15 protein-coding genes are annotated in these 20,180 nt (G+C 51.7%); 1 reads left to right on the top strand and 14 read right to left on the bottom strand.

Annotated features, from left to right (window positions below; all coding sequences use genetic code 11):
- Nucleotides 1-29: 29 nt before the first annotated feature.
- The 14 genes from JI741_RS07815 to JI741_RS07880 are packed head-to-tail and all read right to left on the bottom strand — an operon-like array spanning nt 30 to nt 18,129.
- Nucleotides 30-1,214 carry a contractile injection system tape measure protein gene (locus JI741_RS07815; RefSeq protein ID WP_202008486.1) on the bottom strand — a complete coding sequence of 395 codons (1,185 nt, stop codon included), beginning with the start codon at nt 1,212-1,214 and terminating at the stop codon, nt 30-32.
- A 15-nt stretch (nt 1,215-1,229) separates the two neighbouring features.
- On the bottom strand, nt 1,230-4,523 hold the full coding sequence (locus JI741_RS07820; RefSeq protein ID WP_202008487.1) for a hypothetical protein: 3,294 nt from the start codon (nt 4,521-4,523) through the stop codon (nt 1,230-1,232).
- Nucleotides 4,524-4,525: 2 nt separating this feature from the next.
- Nucleotides 4,526-7,588 carry a baseplate wedge protein gene (locus tag JI741_RS07825; protein WP_202008488.1) on the bottom strand — a complete coding sequence of 1,021 codons (3,063 nt, stop codon included), beginning with the start codon at nt 7,586-7,588 and terminating at the stop codon, nt 4,526-4,528.
- Nucleotides 7,588-11,112 carry a baseplate J/gp47 family protein gene (locus tag JI741_RS07830; RefSeq protein ID WP_202008489.1) on the bottom strand — a complete coding sequence of 1,175 codons (3,525 nt, stop codon included), beginning with the start codon at nt 11,110-11,112 and terminating at the stop codon, nt 7,588-7,590. The genes JI741_RS07825 and JI741_RS07830 overlap by 1 nt, the downstream gene beginning before the upstream one ends.
- 21 nt (nt 11,113-11,133) lie before the next feature.
- Nucleotides 11,134-11,547 (bottom strand): GPW/gp25 family protein, encoded by a 414-nt coding sequence (locus tag JI741_RS07835; protein ID WP_236675944.1) that lies wholly within the window; start codon nt 11,545-11,547, stop codon nt 11,134-11,136.
- A 4-nt stretch (nt 11,548-11,551) separates the two neighbouring features.
- Nucleotides 11,552-11,842 carry a PAAR domain-containing protein gene (locus tag JI741_RS07840; protein ID WP_202008490.1) on the bottom strand — a complete coding sequence of 97 codons (291 nt, stop codon included), beginning with the start codon at nt 11,840-11,842 and terminating at the stop codon, nt 11,552-11,554.
- 19 nt (nt 11,843-11,861) lie between these two features.
- Nucleotides 11,862-13,610 carry a type VI secretion system tip protein VgrG gene (gene vgrG / locus JI741_RS07845; RefSeq protein WP_202008491.1) on the bottom strand — a complete coding sequence of 583 codons (1,749 nt, stop codon included), beginning with the start codon at nt 13,608-13,610 and terminating at the stop codon, nt 11,862-11,864.
- Nucleotide 13,611: 1 nt separating this feature from the next.
- On the bottom strand, nt 13,612-14,295 hold the full coding sequence (locus JI741_RS07850) for a CIS tube protein (protein ID WP_202008492.1): 684 nt from the start codon (nt 14,293-14,295) through the stop codon (nt 13,612-13,614).
- Nucleotides 14,295-14,456: a DUF5908 family protein gene (locus tag JI741_RS07855; RefSeq protein WP_202008493.1), complete on the bottom strand. Its 162-nt coding sequence runs from the start codon at nt 14,454-14,456 to the stop codon at nt 14,295-14,297. Before JI741_RS07855 ends, JI741_RS07850 begins: the two co-directional genes overlap by 1 nt.
- A gap of 23 nt (nt 14,457-14,479) precedes the next feature.
- The gene (locus JI741_RS07860) at nt 14,480-14,923 is read right to left on the bottom strand and encodes a phage tail protein (RefSeq protein ID WP_202008494.1); all 444 of its coding nucleotides are present in this window, start codon (nt 14,921-14,923) and stop codon (nt 14,480-14,482) included.
- Nucleotides 14,923-15,357: a phage tail protein gene (locus tag JI741_RS07865; protein WP_202008495.1), complete on the bottom strand. Its 435-nt coding sequence runs from the start codon at nt 15,355-15,357 to the stop codon at nt 14,923-14,925. The genes JI741_RS07860 and JI741_RS07865 overlap by 1 nt, the downstream gene beginning before the upstream one ends.
- 35 nt (nt 15,358-15,392) lie before the next feature.
- Complete coding sequence (locus JI741_RS07870; protein ID WP_202008496.1) at nt 15,393-16,790, bottom strand: phage tail sheath family protein; 1,398 nt, start codon at nt 16,788-16,790, stop codon at nt 15,393-15,395.
- A gap of 31 nt (nt 16,791-16,821) precedes the next feature.
- A complete protein-coding gene (locus tag JI741_RS07875; protein WP_202008497.1) occupies nt 16,822-17,574 on the bottom strand; it encodes a hypothetical protein in 753 nt (250 codons plus the stop codon).
- A gap of 9 nt (nt 17,575-17,583) precedes the next feature.
- Nucleotides 17,584-18,129 (bottom strand): Pvc16 family protein, encoded by a 546-nt coding sequence (locus JI741_RS07880; protein ID WP_202008498.1) that lies wholly within the window; start codon nt 18,127-18,129, stop codon nt 17,584-17,586.
- A 628-nt stretch (nt 18,130-18,757) separates the two neighbouring features.
- On the opposite strand from JI741_RS07880, the gene JI741_RS07885 reads away from it, so the two are divergent.
- On the top strand, nt 18,758-19,027 hold the full coding sequence (locus tag JI741_RS07885; protein ID WP_202008499.1) for a hypothetical protein: 270 nt from the start codon (nt 18,758-18,760) through the stop codon (nt 19,025-19,027).
- The last annotated feature ends 1,153 nt before the right edge of the window (nt 19,028-20,180 follow it).

The following is a 20,180-nucleotide window of genomic DNA, read 5'->3' on the forward strand; positions in this document are numbered from 1 at the left end:
TTTTCATGCTTCTTAAATTCTTGTTATCGCTAGGTCCACTCGGTGTGCAGCATCGTTTTCATCCAGGGAAGTTTAACGGTTCCATATCCCCAGGGCAAGCGTCCCAACAATACATCCACAGCGTTCTGTTCTACTTGCAGCAGCCAGCCGTGGGTTGACGGTGTCAGCTTTCCCGGCCGTTTCAGAAACGTGTTGCGCAGGGCTTCGGGGCTTGTGTTTTTCAACGCCGACCAATGTGCAATCACCTCCGTCAGCAGCATCTCGCATTCTTGCTTCATAGCCGATGTCAGGGCTTCACGGTGGGCAGGATCGTCAACGCCCAATCCACACAGCAGTTGTGCAAGGTTTTGATTTAGGTCGGAGTCGTCATCACCGAAGGTCAGATATTCCAATAACGAAACGGCTTCGTGCGGCGCATCTTCATCCCGCCATTGGGCTGCTGCCATCAGCCCACAGGTTTCGAACAACTGTGGCAGGAAAGGATGAAGCAGGATCAGACCCGCGTTTGAAATGTAGATTCCTTCCCGTGCCGTTTCCTCAGGCTGTCTTTTTTTTGACTGCAGGTTTTTACTTGGTGATACACTGAAGTTCATAATGGCTTCCGCCTGCCGCCGGTGTTTTTCTTTTGACGTTGGAGCTTTCTCAATCTCTTGCAGCACGTCGGTAGCCTTCACCGCGTTGTCGTTACCCAAGTGCTTTATGATCTCCGTTACCTTTTGCGCTGACAGAATCAACACAAGCCTTTCGGCAACCCGGGGCGATTGTTGGACGCTCGCTTTCACCTTTTCGAGAAAAGGACCATCAAACGAAATTGTTTCGAACGATTTTCGATTTGCCCCGCTACCGTTCCAGGGCAGGTGACCGTGTTCAATAAAGAAAATAAAATCCTCCTGGAGTTTCCGTTGTTCACCGGTGCCGGTTGTTATAAGCGTGCGCGATGCCATCAACTTTTCCCGTATCAATTTCACCGATTGCTCAACCCAAGCCAGCTCCCAGTTTCCTTCGGGCAGCAAGCCACAGTCTACGCTCAGCGATTCAAGCGAAACCGAATATCGGTCGCTACCCAATTCATCGAACAGCTTCTCCACGGCAGGCAGCAGTTTTTCATAGAAAACATCCGACACCTCATTTTGCAACCCGTATCCCTCGCGTGCGTTTTCGAAGTGCACTTCCAGGGTTTGCTTGCCGATGATATGGTTTGCTGTTGAAGGCATGGCCTGCTGTTTCGCTTAGGGTATCTGAGGATTATTTAACGTCACCGAATCTTTGGCCAGCACCTTGCATGGACCGTCGGCGACGGTTAGCGTCACCGCAAATTTTTGCGTTGTTTCGGTGGTTGTGTACAAGTGGGTGAGAATGGTGCGGTCGGTGGTGGAAAGCGTTTTGCCGTCGCCATAGTTCCATTCGAAGGTGGCGCCCTGTCGTGCGTTGGTGTCCAGCCTGAACCGGGCGGTGTTGTCGAAATTCTGATTGGGCTCGTGCGATAGTTTCACCGACGGTGGCACCACAATGGTGAACACAGCCGACACCGTTTTGTTGTTGACAGTATACGTCACCGTATGCGGTCCTTCTTTATACGCCGAAGGCACAAACCCATCTTCCGGCACTTTCTTGCCATCTATTTTCAGAACACCCTCGGGTGGTTCCACTTCTATGGTATAAGGCCCTTTGTCGTTTCTGCAATATTCTTTGTTGAGCGTGATCGAAGGACGTTCCGACAAAATGTAAGCAATGGGTGGACAGTCGCTGCAACAGAGGTAGGGGATATAGAAATCGGCGATGACCAGACCGTTTGGTATCTCGTAGCGTGCCTGCCGCGGTGGCTGTTCCAGTATGCCGGTGATGATCGCTTTTCGATCGGGAGTAAGATCGTTGCAATCGTCGAGATACCGTTTCATCACGTCCCGGAAGCGCAAATACAACTCGGGATCTTTGTGCAGTGTGGCTTCTGCCAGCAGTTTGGTTTTTGCTTCCTGCACATCGAGGCTCACGTCGGGTTGCAGCAGTGCTTTGAATTGCGCCAGCAACACATGGCTCAGCTCTTGATTCACAAACAAGGAATTTACATCTACCGTGCGTCGTCTTCTTTCTTCGTGATAGACCAGGATGAACGTGCCACCTTTGGGCACACCGGCTTTGTGTTCCAGTCCGCCGTGTCGTTTGAAGTAGTAGCCAAAGTTGCGTGCCAGCCGGTATTGTGCGAGGCGTCGCTGATATTCGCTGTGCAACGCGGCCAGCTTTTCCACGATGCAGGTGTGCAACATCCGTTGACCGTTGCCCACAAACAGGTCGCGCAAATATTCTGCGGCCGCGTTGTTTTGCCCGCTAGCTTCCTGGCTTTTCAAGAGTGCAAGCACGGCCTGGCTGATCACGCTCACCTCGGTTTCGAAGCGTGTGTAAGCGAGCTTAAACAGCGTGCCTTCCAGGCTAGACAAGGGATTGTTCATGAGCATCTCCACCATGCTCTCCACACTGTCTACAAATTCAAAGAAATGACGACGCAACACCAGCTGTGGCGACGTGGCGTTGGCGGGAATAGGATTCACAAATTTTCCATTGTTCCGCGTCACCGTGGTGATGTAGAACCGGCCCACCGTGTTGGCAGCGGGTGCACACAATCGCGCGAGCATTTTGCCTTTGGTGTAGGCTGCTGTGGTTTGAAACTCACCCACCAGCGAAGCAATGAACGGATGGTCCACCACCACCTGCAAGGAGTCGAGCGCCGAGGGAGGTGTGTCGTCAAGCACGTCTCTATCAGCAGTAGTTTCATCGTTCACCACGGCGCGTGCCCCCAGGAAGTCGGCAATCATGCCCTGTCGCGAAGCCGCGAATCCCAGCTTCGACACATAACAAAACGGGTTGTGAAGCGCGCAAATAAATTCAGCAATCAGCACCCGGTAGTCCGATTCCAGATCCTGAATCACACACTCCGGGTCTTCGCCCTTCACCAGCGCACCGATGTAGTCGGCACTCAACGCCACCACATCGAAGGGGAGGTTGTAATTTTGCTGAATGGATTTCACGGTGGTGAGCGCTGAGTTTATGTTCCGGCCGATGTGACCTTCGATCCGGAAAAAGTTAAACCACTCAATGTCGTAGTTCAGCGGGTGCACCACGGTGTCGGCTTGGTTGTATTCAGGGGCACGATAGCCCAGGTTGTAGCGGGCGTTGCCCCGTTTTGTTTTTTCAAAGTTCCAATAGGTATACAAATCGCCGGGCACGGCACCTTCTTTTTCATGCAGCACCTTGTAGTAGAACGGAATGCAGCGCTCCGACAGGAAATGATGTCCATACTGACTGGGTGTGATCTTCACCGGACCTCTCAACGCTTCGCGGTTTTCCAGAAAGGTTTTTTCCGTAATCATAAAATTCTGATACATTAAAATCATCCGCATCAGCAAACTGCGCAGCTCGCCCGAACGCGCGCCCTGCAAATCGAATAGCGGTGAGGCAATAAAATATTGACGGTAGGCAGCCTGTGCGGTGCTGCTGGTGGTGGCGGTCGCTTCGCCCAACGCAAGGTGAAAGGGAAACCGCATTTCATCGCCACAACATTCGGTGTTGATGGTGAATTCGCGATACCGAAATTCGTAGAAGGACTTGATGAGGTCATCTACAAAATCGTAGTAGTATTGAATGAGGAAGGGATACGATTTCAGGATGAACTGAATGTTCTTTTTCCATTCCGCCAGGTTGCCAAACGGATTGCCTGCAATGTCGGGCACCAACATCTTATAATAGTCGAAGCACAGGCCAAGGTCGGTGATGAGCCGGTCCAGTGTGTTGTCGTCGAGCAAGGCCACAAAGGCGTTGAGCACATCGTCTGATGAGGCCAGTGTTTTTGCGGGCACGTTGTAGCGCCGCAGTTCCACCGGTTTAAATTTCTTTTCACCGCCGCCATCGGTGCCACCCCGCAACAATTTTTTATGGACCAGCAACGGCTTCACTTCCAGTTCCATGAAACTGCCTTTGTCGTTGCAGTCGTTGGTGTCGCAGTTCTTCAGGTTCATCTGGCTCACATCGAGGAAAAGCACCACCACGTATTGTTCCAATACCTGTGCTGCCGGCAGTAGGGAAGCATCGTTGGCGTTGTCCAGTGCTTCAAATTCTTTGGCCGTCAGCAAGAGCAGGATGGAATTGTTGGCGTCGCCGTTTGGCGAGTTGGGCGATGCATAGAAAGGTATGTTGGTGCGCGAAGGTTCGCCGCATTGCGAAATCAACTGAAGATCGTTTGGAAAAGGCGGACGGGTGAATGGCATGGCATAGCGATAGCCTTGCTCGCCAACGTGGTCGCAGAAGGTGATGAGGAAACCTTGTGAGGTCACCCCGCAACCTTTGGTGATGCTGATCACGCCGGGGTTGGGTGCGTATGAAATGTCGAGGCCGCACACGATGCCGTTGCCCAGGAGCTTGATGCGGGTGAGGCGGTCTTGTTGATCTAAATAGTTGAACAGCCCATTCAGGTGTTTGTTGGTTAGCACCTGATCGGCTTCAAAAACCGGGAATGTGTTCGCAATGCTCATGATCATAGATTTTTAAATGTTCCCAAAACTGTTTTTCCCAACACCACGGTGTTGCTGCCTTCCTTGCTTTCGTCGCAGTCGTGCAAAGTGGCCAGGGGATATTCACTGTGCAGGTGCGTGAGAATATCAAGCATGTTGTCGTTGGCCTCGCGAAAGGCATCGACGGTTGTTTCCTTATCGAAGGCATAGGCCGCCAGCATTTCGATCCATTTTTTATAGCGTATTTCAAATTCGCGGAGCAGGTCATTGTTCAGCCAGCATATCCGGAGTTGCACGTGTGCCGGTGCCTCTTCGCGGATCTTGTTTTCAAAGTAGGCACGGAACGCCATGTTGTCGAAGTGTTGTGGCCAATAGGGCAACACCACCGAGGCGCGGAAGGTGTAAGGATCAAGTTCGCAAGGACAGTCGCATCCGTCGAGGCACACCTGCATGAGGTCGAACGTTTTGGCCGGGGGCGTCACCGGGCGTGGGCGCAACAATATATGTTCAATTAGGTGAAGGCCCACGGGGTCGTTGCACGGCGTCTTCATTTCCTGCGCCAGCGCATCGATGGCTTGTTGCGCAGCAAGGGCTGAGGAAAATGTGCCTTCGCTTGTGAGCAGGTCTCCCAGAACGATGATGAAGTTTGCGCCGGCCGGTTGGATGGAATAGTTTGATGTTTCACTACCCGTTTCGATTACTTTCTTCACGGCGTCTTCTGCATCGGATTTCTGTTCATAGTCTTTTGAGACCAGCCGCACGCCGGTTAACGTTGTTAGCGAAAAGCTGTGAAAACACCGGAGCTTTGATTCGCCGTTTTCGGTTATTGTTTTCTCCGTGCAAATCACTTCAATGTTTTTTATGCAATAGAGAAAACGCCGCGTAAAATCCTTGATGCCGGTGAGGAAGCTGATGCGTTTTTCCAGTCCCGACACGTTGTCGGTGTCCCATAGTCGCGTGACATCGACGGTAAAGTCGTTTTTTTGAGGAAAGTAGTTGAAGGCTTTGCCACGATTGCTGCTGATGTCGTCGTAGGCTTTGAGGGTCCGGATTTTGGCGCCGGCAATTTCGGCGAAGTCAATTTTTTCTTCCGTCTGCTCGCTGTAGTTGATGGTGTACATGAGCAGGGCATAGTCGTTGAAAGACTCCGCGAACCTGGCCAGCAGATGGTCGAGAAATCTTCCGCGCCGGTCTTCAAACAGGTCGCGTGGTTCATATAGTTGCTGCCACCGGTTTTTTGCAACGGTGGCATCTGCGTTCACAATAGCATCCTTGAGTTTCACTACCGGGCCGTCCATGGCATAGACCGGTGCGATGTCTTTGATGTCTTCCAGGAACTGCGCGTAGTAGGTATGTGTGATGGTGTCTGTTGAAAACAGTTTGTGAGCGTTGGTGAGTTGTGAGATAAAGTCGGCCAGCAATTGTTCAAAGAACATCAGGTAACCTTTAAGCTGTCGTTGCTGTGCGATGCGTTGTGGCGTGGCGTGGGCGGGAAGACCTGCTTCGTTGATGCCATAGGTCTGGGGAAAGTCATACTGCACCGGCCAATAGCTTTCGGTGTTTCGTTTGGCGCCGGTGGGCACGGGCAGGTCGTCCTGCAAGCCGTTGAGCTTGGCGCGCGAGCGTTGCGCGTGCAACATCGACACGGTGTCGTGCACCTCGTCGTAGCGGGCGATGAAGGGAAACTGATTTTTGAAGAGCAATATTTTTGAACGGGCTGTGCTGAGCACCGGTTTGTGAAGCGCCGTCACGTTCATGCACCATTTCAATCCGATGAAGCCGGGCACGGGTTTTCCGTCGTTGCCATATTTGGTCATCACAAAATTGCGAATGGCAATCACACCGTCAATGTCCATCAATAGGTTGATGATGTCGGACGTGTGGATGACGGAGCGAAGTTGTGTGGCTTCCAGCTGGGTTGAGTTTATGAAGCCGTGCTGCAGCACCACGCCTTCAAATATTTCGTCGACGGGGATTTTCTTTTCCAGTAGCTCTTTCAATGAATAGAAATCCACCGAAGGGTTCAGGTAGTTTTCGATGGCATAGAACATTTCCGCCTGCACTTTTTCGATGTCGGCCGAAGGTTTCACGTCCACGTCAAAGCAGAACGCAATCTCTTCGTCGTCCACTGTGGTCACAGACATAAAGTCTTCGCAGAGGTTCCGGTGTTCGTGAAGGGTGCGTATGGCCGTGTGCACAATGAACTGTGACTTGGTGATCTTCTCCAGGTAGAAGTTGAACAGCGACGCCACATAGTCGCTGTCGGTCAGCATCGTCTGCACGTCGGCGGTGGTCACGGTGCCCGAGGAGGGCTTCTTCGACAGGCTGATAGTGAACGTGACGGAGGTGCTGTCGGTAAGCACAGTCGTAACCACCCACGTGCCGGCATTGTCGACTACGGTGGTTGAGGCGATGTTGTTTTTGTCTTTTGCCTTGGTGGCAAATTCAAAATCGGCTGACTTCCAAGCGGGCAGCTCGGCGTCGAACCAGAAATCGCCGCGGGCAAATTTTCCGAGCAACGCCGGGTTTTCAAAAATCACTTCGCCGTTGTTCAGGTCGCCATACACGGTGTCATTGTCCAGATCCAGCAACACCCTGTACAGTCCCGACAGGAACAAGGTGACCGGCGTAGGTTCGTATTGCAGCACATCGTTCTTGCAGTTTGCATAGATGGGAACTTCATTGACCGGAACAGGAATGCCCTGTTCGTTTTTAAGGGCGCTCTCGGCAAACAACCACGCATTGTGAACCCCCTCGATGTCGATGAGCAACTTGCGGTAGTCGTTTATGGTGAGTGGGTTGTTGGTCAGAATTTTTTTTGCTGTGAAAAATACCTGGTCGTCCACCGTTTTTCCGTCCGACTTGGTCAGCAGGTCTCTCATGACAAAACCGTTGCGATAGCCGCCTTCCGTCATGGCATAGCAGAGGGCTTCCAGGATCGTGATGCCGGGGTCGTGCGCGTTATAGTCGGTCCACAACGCATGACCCAGTGCTTCAATGTGTTTCAGGCCCGCCTCGCGCAACCGTTCGTAGTCTTGCGATAGGGGACGCTGTGTGTTCTTCGGTATGGTGGCGAGTTCTTCCATCAGCAGGTGCAGGTAGCGGGTGATACAATACGGTGACGGGTTTCGGTGTCTTCGTCATAATACGATACGAGAATGGAGCGCGCGGTCGAAGCGGTTGCTTCTTCCACATCCAGCAAGGCATTCACGCTGGTGGTGCTGCGCGTGATGATGTGGTTCATTTTGAAGCATGTCACGAAATCCACATAGGGACGTTCTTCCACAAAATTCAGGAGCGCGCTTTTGTATATTTTTCCGCCGAAGGTGATTTCCACGGTGTTGTCGAAAGCCCAGGGGCAGAGAAATTGTTCGATCTCCGTGTTCAGAAGTTTGAGATAGAATGCTTCGCTGAGGTGGTCATAAAACTTCACCTTGAAATCGAGTTGAATTTCTTCGAACTGCGGATTCTTCACATGCAACTGCACAAACGGCGACGTTATGGTTTTTAAGTATTGTTCTATGTTTTTCAACAATCCCACGGGCGTGTAGGGACGCAGCGGATTTCCATTGGTCATGTTGCGCAGGTTGGGGAGTGTGACGATGGATACGTGGCCGGGATAATTTTCGCAGAATATCTCTTCACCGTTTTCCGCATAGAAGCCGGAGTGGTTGAGACACTTCACTTTGAAAATCTTCTGGAATTTTTCGAGGATGATGTGTTCATAGTCCCAGATGGTGATGGCGCGTTGCTTGTGGCGCAGGCGTTCGCTCACACGCAAATAGAAATGCTCGTCGCTTTCGCGCGATCGCCCGTCAAACGAATCAAAGGGTTGCTCCGTTTTTTTGAGAGCGCCGTCGCTCGTCAGCAACTTGGATATGGTGTTGGCCGGGAGTATTTGGCGGAACTCGACGTGCTCATTCTGAACCAGCGTGGCGCGTGCGGCCTGTGCCTGCACCACGATTAGTTTGCATACGGTATCGGTGAATGGGTGTGCCGTCACTTTGAGCCAGTGCAAACCTTTTCCCAACAACGTGCTTTGGTTGTCGCTGTCGGCCGGCAGGGTTAGGGTGACGATGGCGGATTGTGTGAGGTCGTTTGTTCTGTCGATGATATTTTCTTCCCTGAATTTTCGCCAGTTGTTGTTTGCCGATAGATAATACCAACCCAGTTTCACCGGCTCGCGCAGCGGATTTGAGCTTCCATCCGAAACCTGGAACAACAGGTTCACCACTTGTCGCGCTTCGGCATTTTCGAGTCCGACAAACAGTTCGCCTTGCTGACCGATGTCCTGAAACAAACTCACGGCTGTTCTTTCCTCGGCATTGTCGGCCGTGTCAACAAACGCGCGGCTCACCGTAGCGAAGCCAAAGGGCGCAAGGTGCAACAACGTGTGATCGTTGGAGGGAGACTGTAGTGAAATGTCAGTCGCGGCCACATAGTTCAGCGAAAGATTGTTGAGTACAATCTCCTTAGGCACGGGCGCTGCCGCCACCGCTATGGTGTAGGCGCCGTTGCTTGCAGGCGTGATGGACGTGCCCGCACTCAATGCGCTGCTGATGTTGATGAGATGGTTGGCCAGTGAATACGAATCGTCGTTCAGCCGCAGTTGCAAAAAACCTTCCTTCGAAGTAGCAAGCAATTTTTCGTTTTGTTCAAAATCGGGAGGCATGGCGGTGAACCGATTGCTCGCTGGAAATGCGACGGTCTGCACACCGGCACTCGACGAAAGTGTGAAAACATCTTTGCCCCACACACCTTGTCTCAGGTATCGCACGGAGCTGTCGAATGCGGGCCCGCTCACCGGAGTTTTCCAGGTTGTGTTGAGTTCGAGCCGCAGCAGATTTTTCTGAAAGACTTCCTTGCTGCCAACATAGAACCCGGATTGTGATCCTGGAAAATCGCCAAAGGGTTTGAAAGGTTTGGATGCGTCGATGGCGCCGCCGTCGTGGCTCAGCACAAGATCTTTCACACCTTGCACATTCACGGCCACGTTCACGCGCGTCACTTCGCGGTGGCTCAGCAAGGTGTAGGGGATACCTTTCGCGATATCCTGCCGGAGATAGACTTTCAGCACAGGCACTGTCGTGTCCAATTGTTCTTTGTGCGTGGCTTCGTTGTAGGGCACAAACGGAGCATCGTCGGCAGAAAGAAATATGGTAAACGTCAACCGCGTGCTGGCTGTGTTGCTGGTCACAACCACAGGTGCCGCAGGAGTGATCCATTTTTTCTTTGCCGTGTACTCCACCGAAAAACAGTTCAGCGCATAGAGCGCTGGTCCGGACAAGCCCGGCACCGGCTGTTGAAAATCTACTGTGAGGTAAATGGTTCGGTCGCCTTCATTCAAAAACAGAATGCTTGAGGCCACAGCAAATCCAACATGGGCGTCTGTCACTTTCCGGAGGTCGCCATAGGTGAACCAGCTTTTGTCGGCCGACAAGAGTTTTGCGCCCTGACCATCGTCGGAGTTCGCGATGGGCGCTGCTTTCAACACGTCTTTTGTTCCCGACACCAGTTGCGTCGCGTGCAGCCGGGTCACCACCGCCTTGTTCAACACCACATCGTCTGTGAGGCCATAGTGCATATCTTTTCCTGAAACACTTTCCTTGCCGCCTTTCAACAACGTGTCTTTCGTGAGGCGGTGTTCGCTGACGGGCTTTTGCAACTCGAAAAGTAGATGTGCCGCATCCGGCTCCGGAGCCTTGTTGGTGAGTTGCAACACTTCCTTGTAATAAAAATCCAGGTGCCGCTGGGTGTAGGTGTTGAGCGCCTTCTGTTCGTGCGAAAACAATTTCACAAAAGCCAGCAACAGGGCCATGTGTGGACTGTGATCGGGATAGTCTTCCAGCGTTTTCCAAAACAGATCGGCCGCGCGTGCCGACAGTGTGGACATACCGTTGAGCAGGTTGTCGATGGCCGCGGCAAACAGATTGTGGTGCGTGATGTAGACCAGCACTTCTTTCACGGTGGGCAGTGCCGGGAGCGTGATCACCATAGAAGGCACCGCCGTTTGCCAGGCTGGCGACAGGTCGATTCTTTTAAAGTCTTTGTTTGATTGCACGCTCACGGGCGCATCGTTGTCCAGCTCCAGTGTTGTGTAGTCGAGGAATCCGGCAGTCTTGTAGTCCGTAAATAATTTCTCCAGCTCTGCCAGCGGTGCCTGCAGTTTGGTGGCGATCACATCGCGCACAATAATTTTATACTCCAGATCATCGGGCAATAGCTTGAACTGGTTGTCGATCTCTTTCACGAGTGAAAACAGCAGGTCGAACAGAAACTTGAATTCCCGTTTGGCATCGCCGTCGGTCGCGGCAAGTTTGATGCGTTTGAATAATCGTTTTTTATAGTGCCCACATGCCTGCACATCCAGCGAAAGCAGGGAAGCAAACACCACGCTTACATCGCCGTGCATTAGCGGTTGCCATTCGCCCTGCAGCACATTGTTGGCATTGTAGTAGTTTATGAATTCGGCATATCGTTTTGTGAACAGCAACAAATCCGGAGCGTTGCGTTCGTCCACCTGGGCAAAGCCGGTAGACAGTGCCGCCAGCACCCGGTTCAGCAGGCTTGTGCCTTCACGCGTAAGAGGATTTTTATCGGTGCACGACATGGTTGTGTGTTGCTGTCTTTTTTATTTTATTTCCGTTGCTTCGGCTTTATAGAACGGATACACAAAATTGAATCGCGAGTTTGTGGCCCGCACGGTGAAGTCGATGGAGATGAGAATTCTCCCTTCCAGTTCGCCGGTGTCGTCGAGATCAATTTTGTTTACTTCGATCCGCGGTTCATAATATAAAATTGCCGTGGCAATCAGGTCTTTGATGTAAGTCTTGAAGGATGTGGTGAGCGGTTCAAAAACCAGTTCCTCCAGATTGCATCCGTAGTCTTGCCGCATCACGCGCTCGCCCTGGCGTGTCGATAGCAGAATTTCAAGACTGCTCTGAATATCGTCCACGTCGCTTAGCATACCCACCTGGCCGGTGGTCTTGCTGAAGGTGGGCGGAAATCCCCATCCGGTGCCGAGAAATGATTTTGTGATCGCCATAATGTTATCCTCCGATTAGTACTGTTGGACATCCCGCCACAATCACGCCGCCGTGTGCTGTCGAGTCTCCCATACGGGCCGCAGGCAAGCCGCCGATCAGCACGGTGGCCGATCCCATCACAATGGCGTCGGGCGGTCCCACGCAGGTGCAGAGGTCGCTCATGCGCGCTGCGGGCAAACCACCAATCAAAACGGTCACGCTGCCCGGTGGCAACACCGGTCCGCCCACGTGGGGCACCACACCGGTCACCAGAGGGCACACATGCATGTCGGTTATTCTCGCTGCAAAAGGCATAGGGGTGTCGTTGTTTGTGTTAGTTAATTTTTACCAATGAACCTTTAATCTCTGTGATGCCGCTGCTCCCGATGCTGGCGCTGCCGGTGCCTTCCACACTCATGGAGCCGTCGGCCTTCAGACTCAGTTGGGGTGCGCCGATGGAGAGCGTTGTGCCTGCTTTCAGGGTTAGGGCGGCCATTGATTCGAGGGTGATGCCGCTTTGGTCCATCACCAGTTTGTTTCCATTGCCGTCTTTCAGGGTTATGCTGCCGTCGCTGTCGTTCATTTCGAACACACGGCTGCCCGGTGTTTCGATGCGCAGCGATTTTTGATCGTCGTTAAAAATAAGTTTGATGCCCGTGCGCGACACATACCCCTTCTCGGGGTTGGCCGATGCCGGTTCCAGCGGTGATGTCTTCGCACTGCTGTGCAGCATGCCGAGAATGATGGGGCTGCGGGGGTCGTCGTTCATAAATCCCACCACCACTTCGTCGTTCACCTCGGGCCGAAAAAATGTGCCGCGTTTGTCGCCCGCATCAAGGGTGGCCACGCGCGCGTAGATGCCATCGTCCTGGTCGTTCACCATGGGCAAACGGATCTTCACGCGATATTGCCCGTTGGCATCGGTGATGCCCGTCACAATGCCCGTTTGCAAACCGTGCAACGACGACGATTGCCCGGTGCCCGAGGCGGAGTGTTGCGGGCTGGTTTCTTCGGCAAAAAATTGTTCGTTCCAGCCGAGTGTGGCTTCTGTCACCCAATCGCCATCGGCATATTCATGTTGGATGGCCGACACGAATGCCTTGCCGCTAAAATTTTTCCCAACGCCCTTCAGCATCACAAAGTCGCCGGGCAGGGCTTTGTGAATGCCCTGGTATTTCACCCTCGCCTTGATCTTCGAAAGATCCTGACGCAATTTTTTTGCATTGGCAATGGCCTGTGTTTCCGGCTGGCTCAACGTAGCCGACGTGCGCATCTCTAACGGTTGGTTTGTCACCGACGCCAGACTGGTGCGCGTGAAGCTGCCTTCTTCCGGCACATTCTGATCTTCGCTTTCGGTGGTCAGCACTTTTTGATTCTGAAAATCCCACGACCGTGTTTTCACGGAAGCGGTTTGTGTGCGGGCATCCATGTCGGCATGAAACTCAAGGATGTTGGCGCCATAGGTGAGCTCCAGTTTTGCTTCCTCGTCGAGTTTGGGTTTGCGCACTTTCACCGCGCCGTTGTCGATCACGCAGATCATGCCATTCACGTCGAGGCGACTCATCATAAAGTCCCAGTCGCTCACGTTCGATTGCACCAGCTGTTCGTGTTTGGTGGCGAGTGTTTCCACGTCGGCGCCCGGAATTTTATTGTCGTCCAGCAGTTGACTCACCACGTCGCTGTCGGCCACATCGTTGAAGTGGCGGTTGCCTTTGTTCACGGTCATCTTCACCGTTTCGTCTTTGCATTCAATGTTCAGCTCGGCACATTGCGCATCGATGCGATGGGTGTTGGTGATGATGATGCCTTTGAACACGGTGTTTTTTTCGTTGTGATAGCCCAGCTTGATCTCCATTTTTTTGCCGGGCAGGAAGTCGCCGTCGTCGCTGATGCTGAAGGCTTCCTTGTCAGGCTCGCCGTCGAGCAGCACCAGGGTGGCCGTTGGAATTTTGTTCAGCTCCGTGTGCAACGCGATGGACGCCAGGTGATATTTTTTTGGAATTTCTTTTCCGTCCACCAGCACCGTGGTAGACACCACGTCTGGATTTTGTCCTGTCGGTATGAGTCGGTTGCTTGCGGTCATATCATTCAGCCGTTGGCGGGAAAAACAATTTCAGTCCGTTTGGAATATTTCTGAATCCATCGAGGCGATTGAAAGCCGCCACGTCGATGTAGTATTTTTTGTCGCTGTAAATTTTCTTCGTCATCACGGGAAGCCGGTCCGAGGCGGTCACCATGCGCTCGTGCGTGATGTCGGGGCTCATAGCGTTTTCGATGGCTACGCGCAAACTTTCTTCTATGCTGCCTTTGAACGAACACTTCGCCACGGCGCGAACGGGCGAGCCGTCGGGCTTGAACAGTTTGAACTCAATGTCCATGGCGGTCAGCACGCCTTTGAAGAGCAATGTGCCCCAGTGAATCTTGAGGTAGTAGGGCCGGTGTATGTTGCCCTGGTATTGCAGGATTTTGTGACGGAAGTCGTCCAGTTGGTCGGCCACCGGCAGGGGTGGGGTGAGGGCACCGGTGATCACACCTGTGCCATCGAACAGAAAGTCGAAATTAAATTCCTGCGGTGGCATCTTGTTAAACTTCAGTGCCACACCCGATGTGCCGGGTGCCTGTGTCTCACAAAACTCGATCTTATACTTGTAGGTATAGGTTTCTGGGTTGATGAGCGCGAAGAATGGTGCAGCGGCCACCGTGTTATAGTCGGGGTCGCTGTAGGGCAGAATGTAGAGCTTCTCAAGCTGTGCGATGTCGAAAGCCATTAGCGTTCAGTTTTTCTTCGAAGGGTTCTCAGAATTTTCTCCGTCACTTCTTTGGTGATGTCGCGCTTCAGTTGGCGCAGGTCTTCCGGCGTTGGCCCGCTGGGTTTTGCCGGGCCGCCCACAACCGCCTTGATGTGCAATTCTTTTATTTCGATGGGCATGGTTGAATTTTGTTTTTTGACGATTAGCGATTCACAATGTTGAAGTAGCGATAGCTCAGCGTGATAGACTCCACCACAATAGCATTGTCTTCTGCATTGAACGACGACACCGACCACTTTTTGGGAATGGCACTCACCACATACCACGACATCACCGGCTCGTGTTTTTCATTGAGCAACGCAATGGTGACGTTGATGGGCGCAAACGTGAAATTCTCCAGCCCATCGCGACACCAGCCGATGAGTTTTGAACCCACCAGCAAACCGCGTTTCAAGGTGATGTCGGAATAGCGTGCGCGTTTGGGCACTTGCCACGTGAACCGGTTTTGTCCGCCTTCGGTATAACTCTCCATTTCCATTTCAACCTCGAAGCCGCTCACTTCCTGAAAGCGTGTGTCGTCGGCTACCTGTGGCGACAACTCAAACGTCACCCGGAAATGAAAACCCAGCGGAGGATACGGTGTCATCAGGCTTCGTTTTGAATGGTGAGCCCTTCGTGTGCGATCTCTATCGTTTCAATGGCCACCTCGTTGCCGTCTGCTTTGAGGTCTGTCGACTGCACTTTCACAGGAAAGGCATTCTTGATTTTCCACACCACCACCGGCTCGTGATTTTCGTTGAGCAACGAGATGATGAGGTTTCGCCGTTCAATGGTGTTGAGGGCAATGGTGTTATACCACTTATAGAAATCGTTGTCGCCTTTGAAGGTGCCGCGCTTCATGGTGATGTTCGAAAACTTTTGCATGCCGGGCATTTTTATTTTGTGATACTCCGGGCTTGACCCTTCGCGATATTCGATCACGTCGGTAGAAACGTCGAGGCCCGACACTTCGGTGAAGCCGATCTTGGCGCCACCCCATTCTACCTGGAAATGAAATTTTGGAATTGGATATTGTGCCATGGTATTGTGCTTTTAAAATGATGAACGAATGCGCATTAAGATTCCTGCAGTTTGTGCATGAAGCGGAGAATGATGAACTCCGCAGGGCGAACTGCCGCCATGCCGATTTCAACAATGAGTTTGCCATCCAGCACATCCTGTGCGGTCATGGTTTGCCCGAGGCCGCATTTCACAAAGAAGGCGTGCTCGGGTTTGGCACCGGCCAGCGCCCCTTCGCGCCACAACAGCGTGAGGTAGTTTTCGATCATGGCCCGCACCTTTGTCCACGTGTTGGCGTCGTTGGGCTCGAACACAAATTGTTGCGTGGCTTTCTTTGTCGATTCCTCTACCATAATAAAAAACCGGCGCACCGAAACATAGCGCCACTCGCTGCTGTTGCCGTCGAGCGTGCGCGCACCCCAAACCAGAATGCCTTTGCCGTTGAAGGGTCGGATGGCATTCACCGATTTGCCCGGACCCGGGTCTATGTTCATGCCGGCCTGTTCGGCGTCGGTGATGAAGTCGGTCACATCAAACACTGCGCTCACCGCCACGTTGGCCGGAGCTTTCCACACACCCCGGTCGGCATCGGTGGCTGCAATGATTCCGGCCACGGCAGGCGTTGGTGGCAACACGGGATGTAAAAATTTCTTGATCGCGTCTTTCGCTGCGTGATACACAATGCTCTCGGTTGGCAACAACGTGCTCAGCAGTGGGGTGCTGGCCACACCGTCTTTGTTCAGATTCACCGTCACGCCGGTTTCGAGGTATTGATACTCGTAGGTTGTTTTCAGATTGGGATAATAGGCAGCGGCATAGTTCAGGTGGCTGGCCAGTGCAGAGGCAGCTCTGAACGTGGCGATGTTGGTGGTGGTGTTACCGCTTTGGTCGTGCACGTCCACCAGTGTGAACCGGTCTTGCAGATCGGCACATTGATCCACCGCTTCTTGCATGAGCGCATAATAGTCGCTGGCCGTCGGGATGGCTTGTCCTTCGGGAATCACAAACAGTGTGGGTTCGTCAAAGGCCTCCAACGCCGCGATGCCCGCGGAGAGATCGGTATCCGACACGCCTACCGTCGACGACGGTTTCACCGACACGATGTAGCACGGACCTCCCCCGTTGTCGAAATAGTGGCGCAGCGAATAGTACATGTTGTGTGGATTGGGCGAAGCGATGTTTGCCACGGCGGTGATAGAGACCGGCGAGGTGACAAGGTTCACGTTGACCGTGATGGTTTCATTCTCCGCTTTTCCAAAGTGCTGCTCGTATTCTTTCAGGTTGAATATCTTGGTGGGCACAATACCCACGAGGGGCAGGCCTTTTTCATCGAGGGCTTTTTCGGTGTAGCCAATAAACGCGGGAATGGCCGTGGAGACCTGAGCAATAGAAGGAGGCAACACGGAGATCTCGTTGACATACACTCCGGGGGTTGCAATCGCAGATTCGTTCATGGTGTATTATTTTTGGATGGAAAGATTATGTTTAAGGACGTTTGATAAACTTCAAGGTGAAGACCGGCGCCGGGTGAAAGAGTTTGTCAACATCAAACAACCGGTAGCTGGCGTTCACCGTGCCGCTCCTGAACAGATCGATCACGGCAAAACATTCGCGCTCGGCGTTCACCACCGCGTTGTCGAACAGGTCGGCCTTGCTCACCACTTGCTCAAGCGGCTGCAACGATTTCCAGAAGGCAGCATTGCCGATGGAAATGCCGGCACTGCCCAGCACGGGTTTCAACGCGGCAAAGAGTTGCCCGCCGTTGCTCACCACCGCACCGGGCGCATAGTCGCCGGCAGCAACATAGGTTTCTACTCCACGGCTCAGAAATAGATTGCCTCCTGACGTGTTGTTGATTTGATTGGTGAACGCATAGGTTTGTTTGCTGCCCGCGGCCACCACATAGGTCTTCATCGAAAAGTCGTCGCTGGCTTTCACCAGAAACCGAATCCACAAATCGGCAGGCACGGTCACAAATGGAATCTTAGGCTCAGCGTTCGGCGGATTGAAAAGGTTGCAATGAATAAAGCAGGTCAACACGCCCGCGTCAAAGCGATAGTCAAGGTGATAGTTTCGAAACAAATCCTCTGTGCGTGTGTCGGGTGCAATGGAAAGACCTTTTGACAGAAAGTTTTCGTCGGGGGTTTCGTAACCCAGGTGTTCGAAGCGGATCTTGAACAACTCCTGATAGAGTGTTGCCACCGTTTCGTGTACTTGTTTTATTTTGAAAACCGTCATGGCGTTGTGTTAAAAATTCAGCATCACTTCTTTCACCGGCGGTCCTTCCTGGCCCACAAGGGTGTCGATGGTGACCATACGCATTTTGTAGACCACCGACGGAAAATAGCGTCCGCCCAAAACCGACCATATCTCGTGCAGTTGTTGCAGGTTGAGGCTCACCATGTCGAGCACCAGTTTTTCGATGTTCACATGTAGTCCCGGCGTGTTGGTGTGATCGAACACATACTTCCGTTGGAAAAAGGAAATCACATTTTGTAGATCCTGTAGCGAAAGACCATAACCACCGGTACGGCGCACGGAGGTGAACAGCAACGTGAGGTTGAGGTGGATGGCTGGATTTTTGAAAATGATGGCAGGGTCCTTTCGGATGAAGTGACTGGGATCGCGCGAGATACGATTCTCTTCGATGTTGATCAACGAAATGACGACATCGGCATTCACACCGCTACCGGTGCTGTCGTTGATGATCTCACTGATGTTGCCCAAATCGGTGTTGACGCCACCGATCACGGTCAATTCCTGACGAATGATGTCTACAGCCGGAAAGATCATAAAGAGGGTTTATTATCTCTGACGACAAAAGGATACTAAAGCAAAGCCGATTTCTTTACTTGAGAAAAAGAATCAGCCACGCGGCGCAAGAATAAAACGACGTACGAAAAAAAGTAAACCTTTAAGTGCTTCCTGAAAATTGCGTCAGTATCAGTGCGATCACGTTCAGCACACACGAGCAAACTCAAATGCTGCTACTGGATTCAGGGACGTTTACTTTCTGCTAAAAGACTTCTTTGAAAAACTTCGAGATTAAGGTAGAACCATATTTTGAAAATACAATAGAAGCCAAGATTTTTTCGTCGATAAAATTTAGAACACTCACCATAAGCAGGGGTGTTGATCCCGCATTGCCGGGAGTTGATGCACGATGTGGTTTATGATTTTTATTTTTTTTGTTGAACGAGAAGACGAGACAACAGCGGCTCAGATTCCGCGATGTGATTCTGTGAAGTGTGGAATGATCTATGCACTCAAGATCGTTTGTTTCTTTAGGGCTGGATGGAGCGAGGCGCTTTGAGAGTGCTTTTGGATAAATTGATGCAAACTCCCGTTAAGCAGTGAAGATTGTCTATCTTTCGCCCATTCCCTGATAAATGATTTTTGTTCCAACCTAGCCCCTTTAAAAGTGTCGCACGTAAAATTTGAATCACACATCACGCAGACTTCAGCACAAGAGAAAGTCTCGGAGACCAAGGTTGAAAAATTCTCCGATGCCATCACCCAGATCCTTCGCACAGAAGCTGCTGCAAAATTGAAAAAGCTTGTCTACGTTTTTATAACGGTTCGTCAAGTGACACCAACAACGTTTAGCTACACGGTCGACGATAGCCGCGATCAAATCTCATCGAGTGCCCAGGCCGCCATCAAAACAAAATTTGAAGAAGTATTCAAGTAGCGTATAGACTGTCTTCAATGGATTGTGGAATGAATGTCCACTACGTTCTTCGAGTTGCTACTCTGAAGTTGATCACGCAGGGTAGGGGACTTCCCGCGCGGGAACGGTACCGCCCGGAATGTGTTCGCGGAGTGGAAGTGAGGTCATTTCCGGACACCTGTCTATACATCAGTCGGGAACAATTTTAGTGACGTTATTTTCTCTTAAAAAAGTCAATGCGTTACCGCAAACGTTTGACTTTGCTTCGATAGTTTCTTATCATTGATATATCAATACAAATTCAGACGCTACAGTTAAAAACGACTGTGGTGACCAGAAGCAAAACGGTAAGTAAACATTCATCAGAAAATCTGACAGAACTCAACAGAAATGAGTGCGATGAAGTGAAGTCAAGTACGTGAAGTTTTGAAGTTGATCGTCTAAATACGTCGTGTGGGACACATGCGCAATGCTTTGTGAAATCCGGGTATCCCACACGTCACTCCTGTTCTATTAATTGTTGGTTTTGTGGCTTTAGTCGGGCACTGCAAAGTTTAAGCGGCTTCTTCGCTGTTCGGAGAATCTGTGATAAACAGCCAATCCCAGCATTGGCATTCCATTTTATCTTGAATTGATCCTCACCACAAACTTTTGCTGGTGTGTGACCTTGTGCCCGCATAGGGCGTTGTCGTGGTTTTCTTCGTCTTTATGCGTCCGTCGCATGGCACGGCTTTTCTTTTTTGTATGAGTTCACTCTAACGACTTTCGATGAATAAATAAATACCCCCCTTCCAACATGAAAAAAATAGCTACACCATGCAATGGGCTTGTCATCAACAGCTCAATAGTTCTGTCGTGCCCTCCGATGATCCATTCTTCCGCTGGACCATCCCGTAAACATCCCACCTGTTTCAATACCGTGCAACCTGGAGTCTTCAGCCATGAGGGTGTGTATTCACATTCGGAATAACACTGTCATTCCCCATGCGGGAATTTAAAAGATAGAACGGACGGAGAGCCACAAAGACATTCGTTCGCAGACGTCGTCGGTCGCACGATTCACAATGCTGCCTTGAACCGCAGTCCTGTAATCAACCTCAGTGCAAAGACGTCATGCCGATTTGTATCCCCGGTATATTCTTAACTGTAGTAGTCAAACTTAACCCCCATACGT

The sequence above is a fragment of the Chryseolinea lacunae genome, assembly GCF_016735595.1.
Classification (GTDB): domain Bacteria; phylum Bacteroidota; class Bacteroidia; order Cytophagales; family Cyclobacteriaceae; genus Chryseolinea; species Chryseolinea lacunae.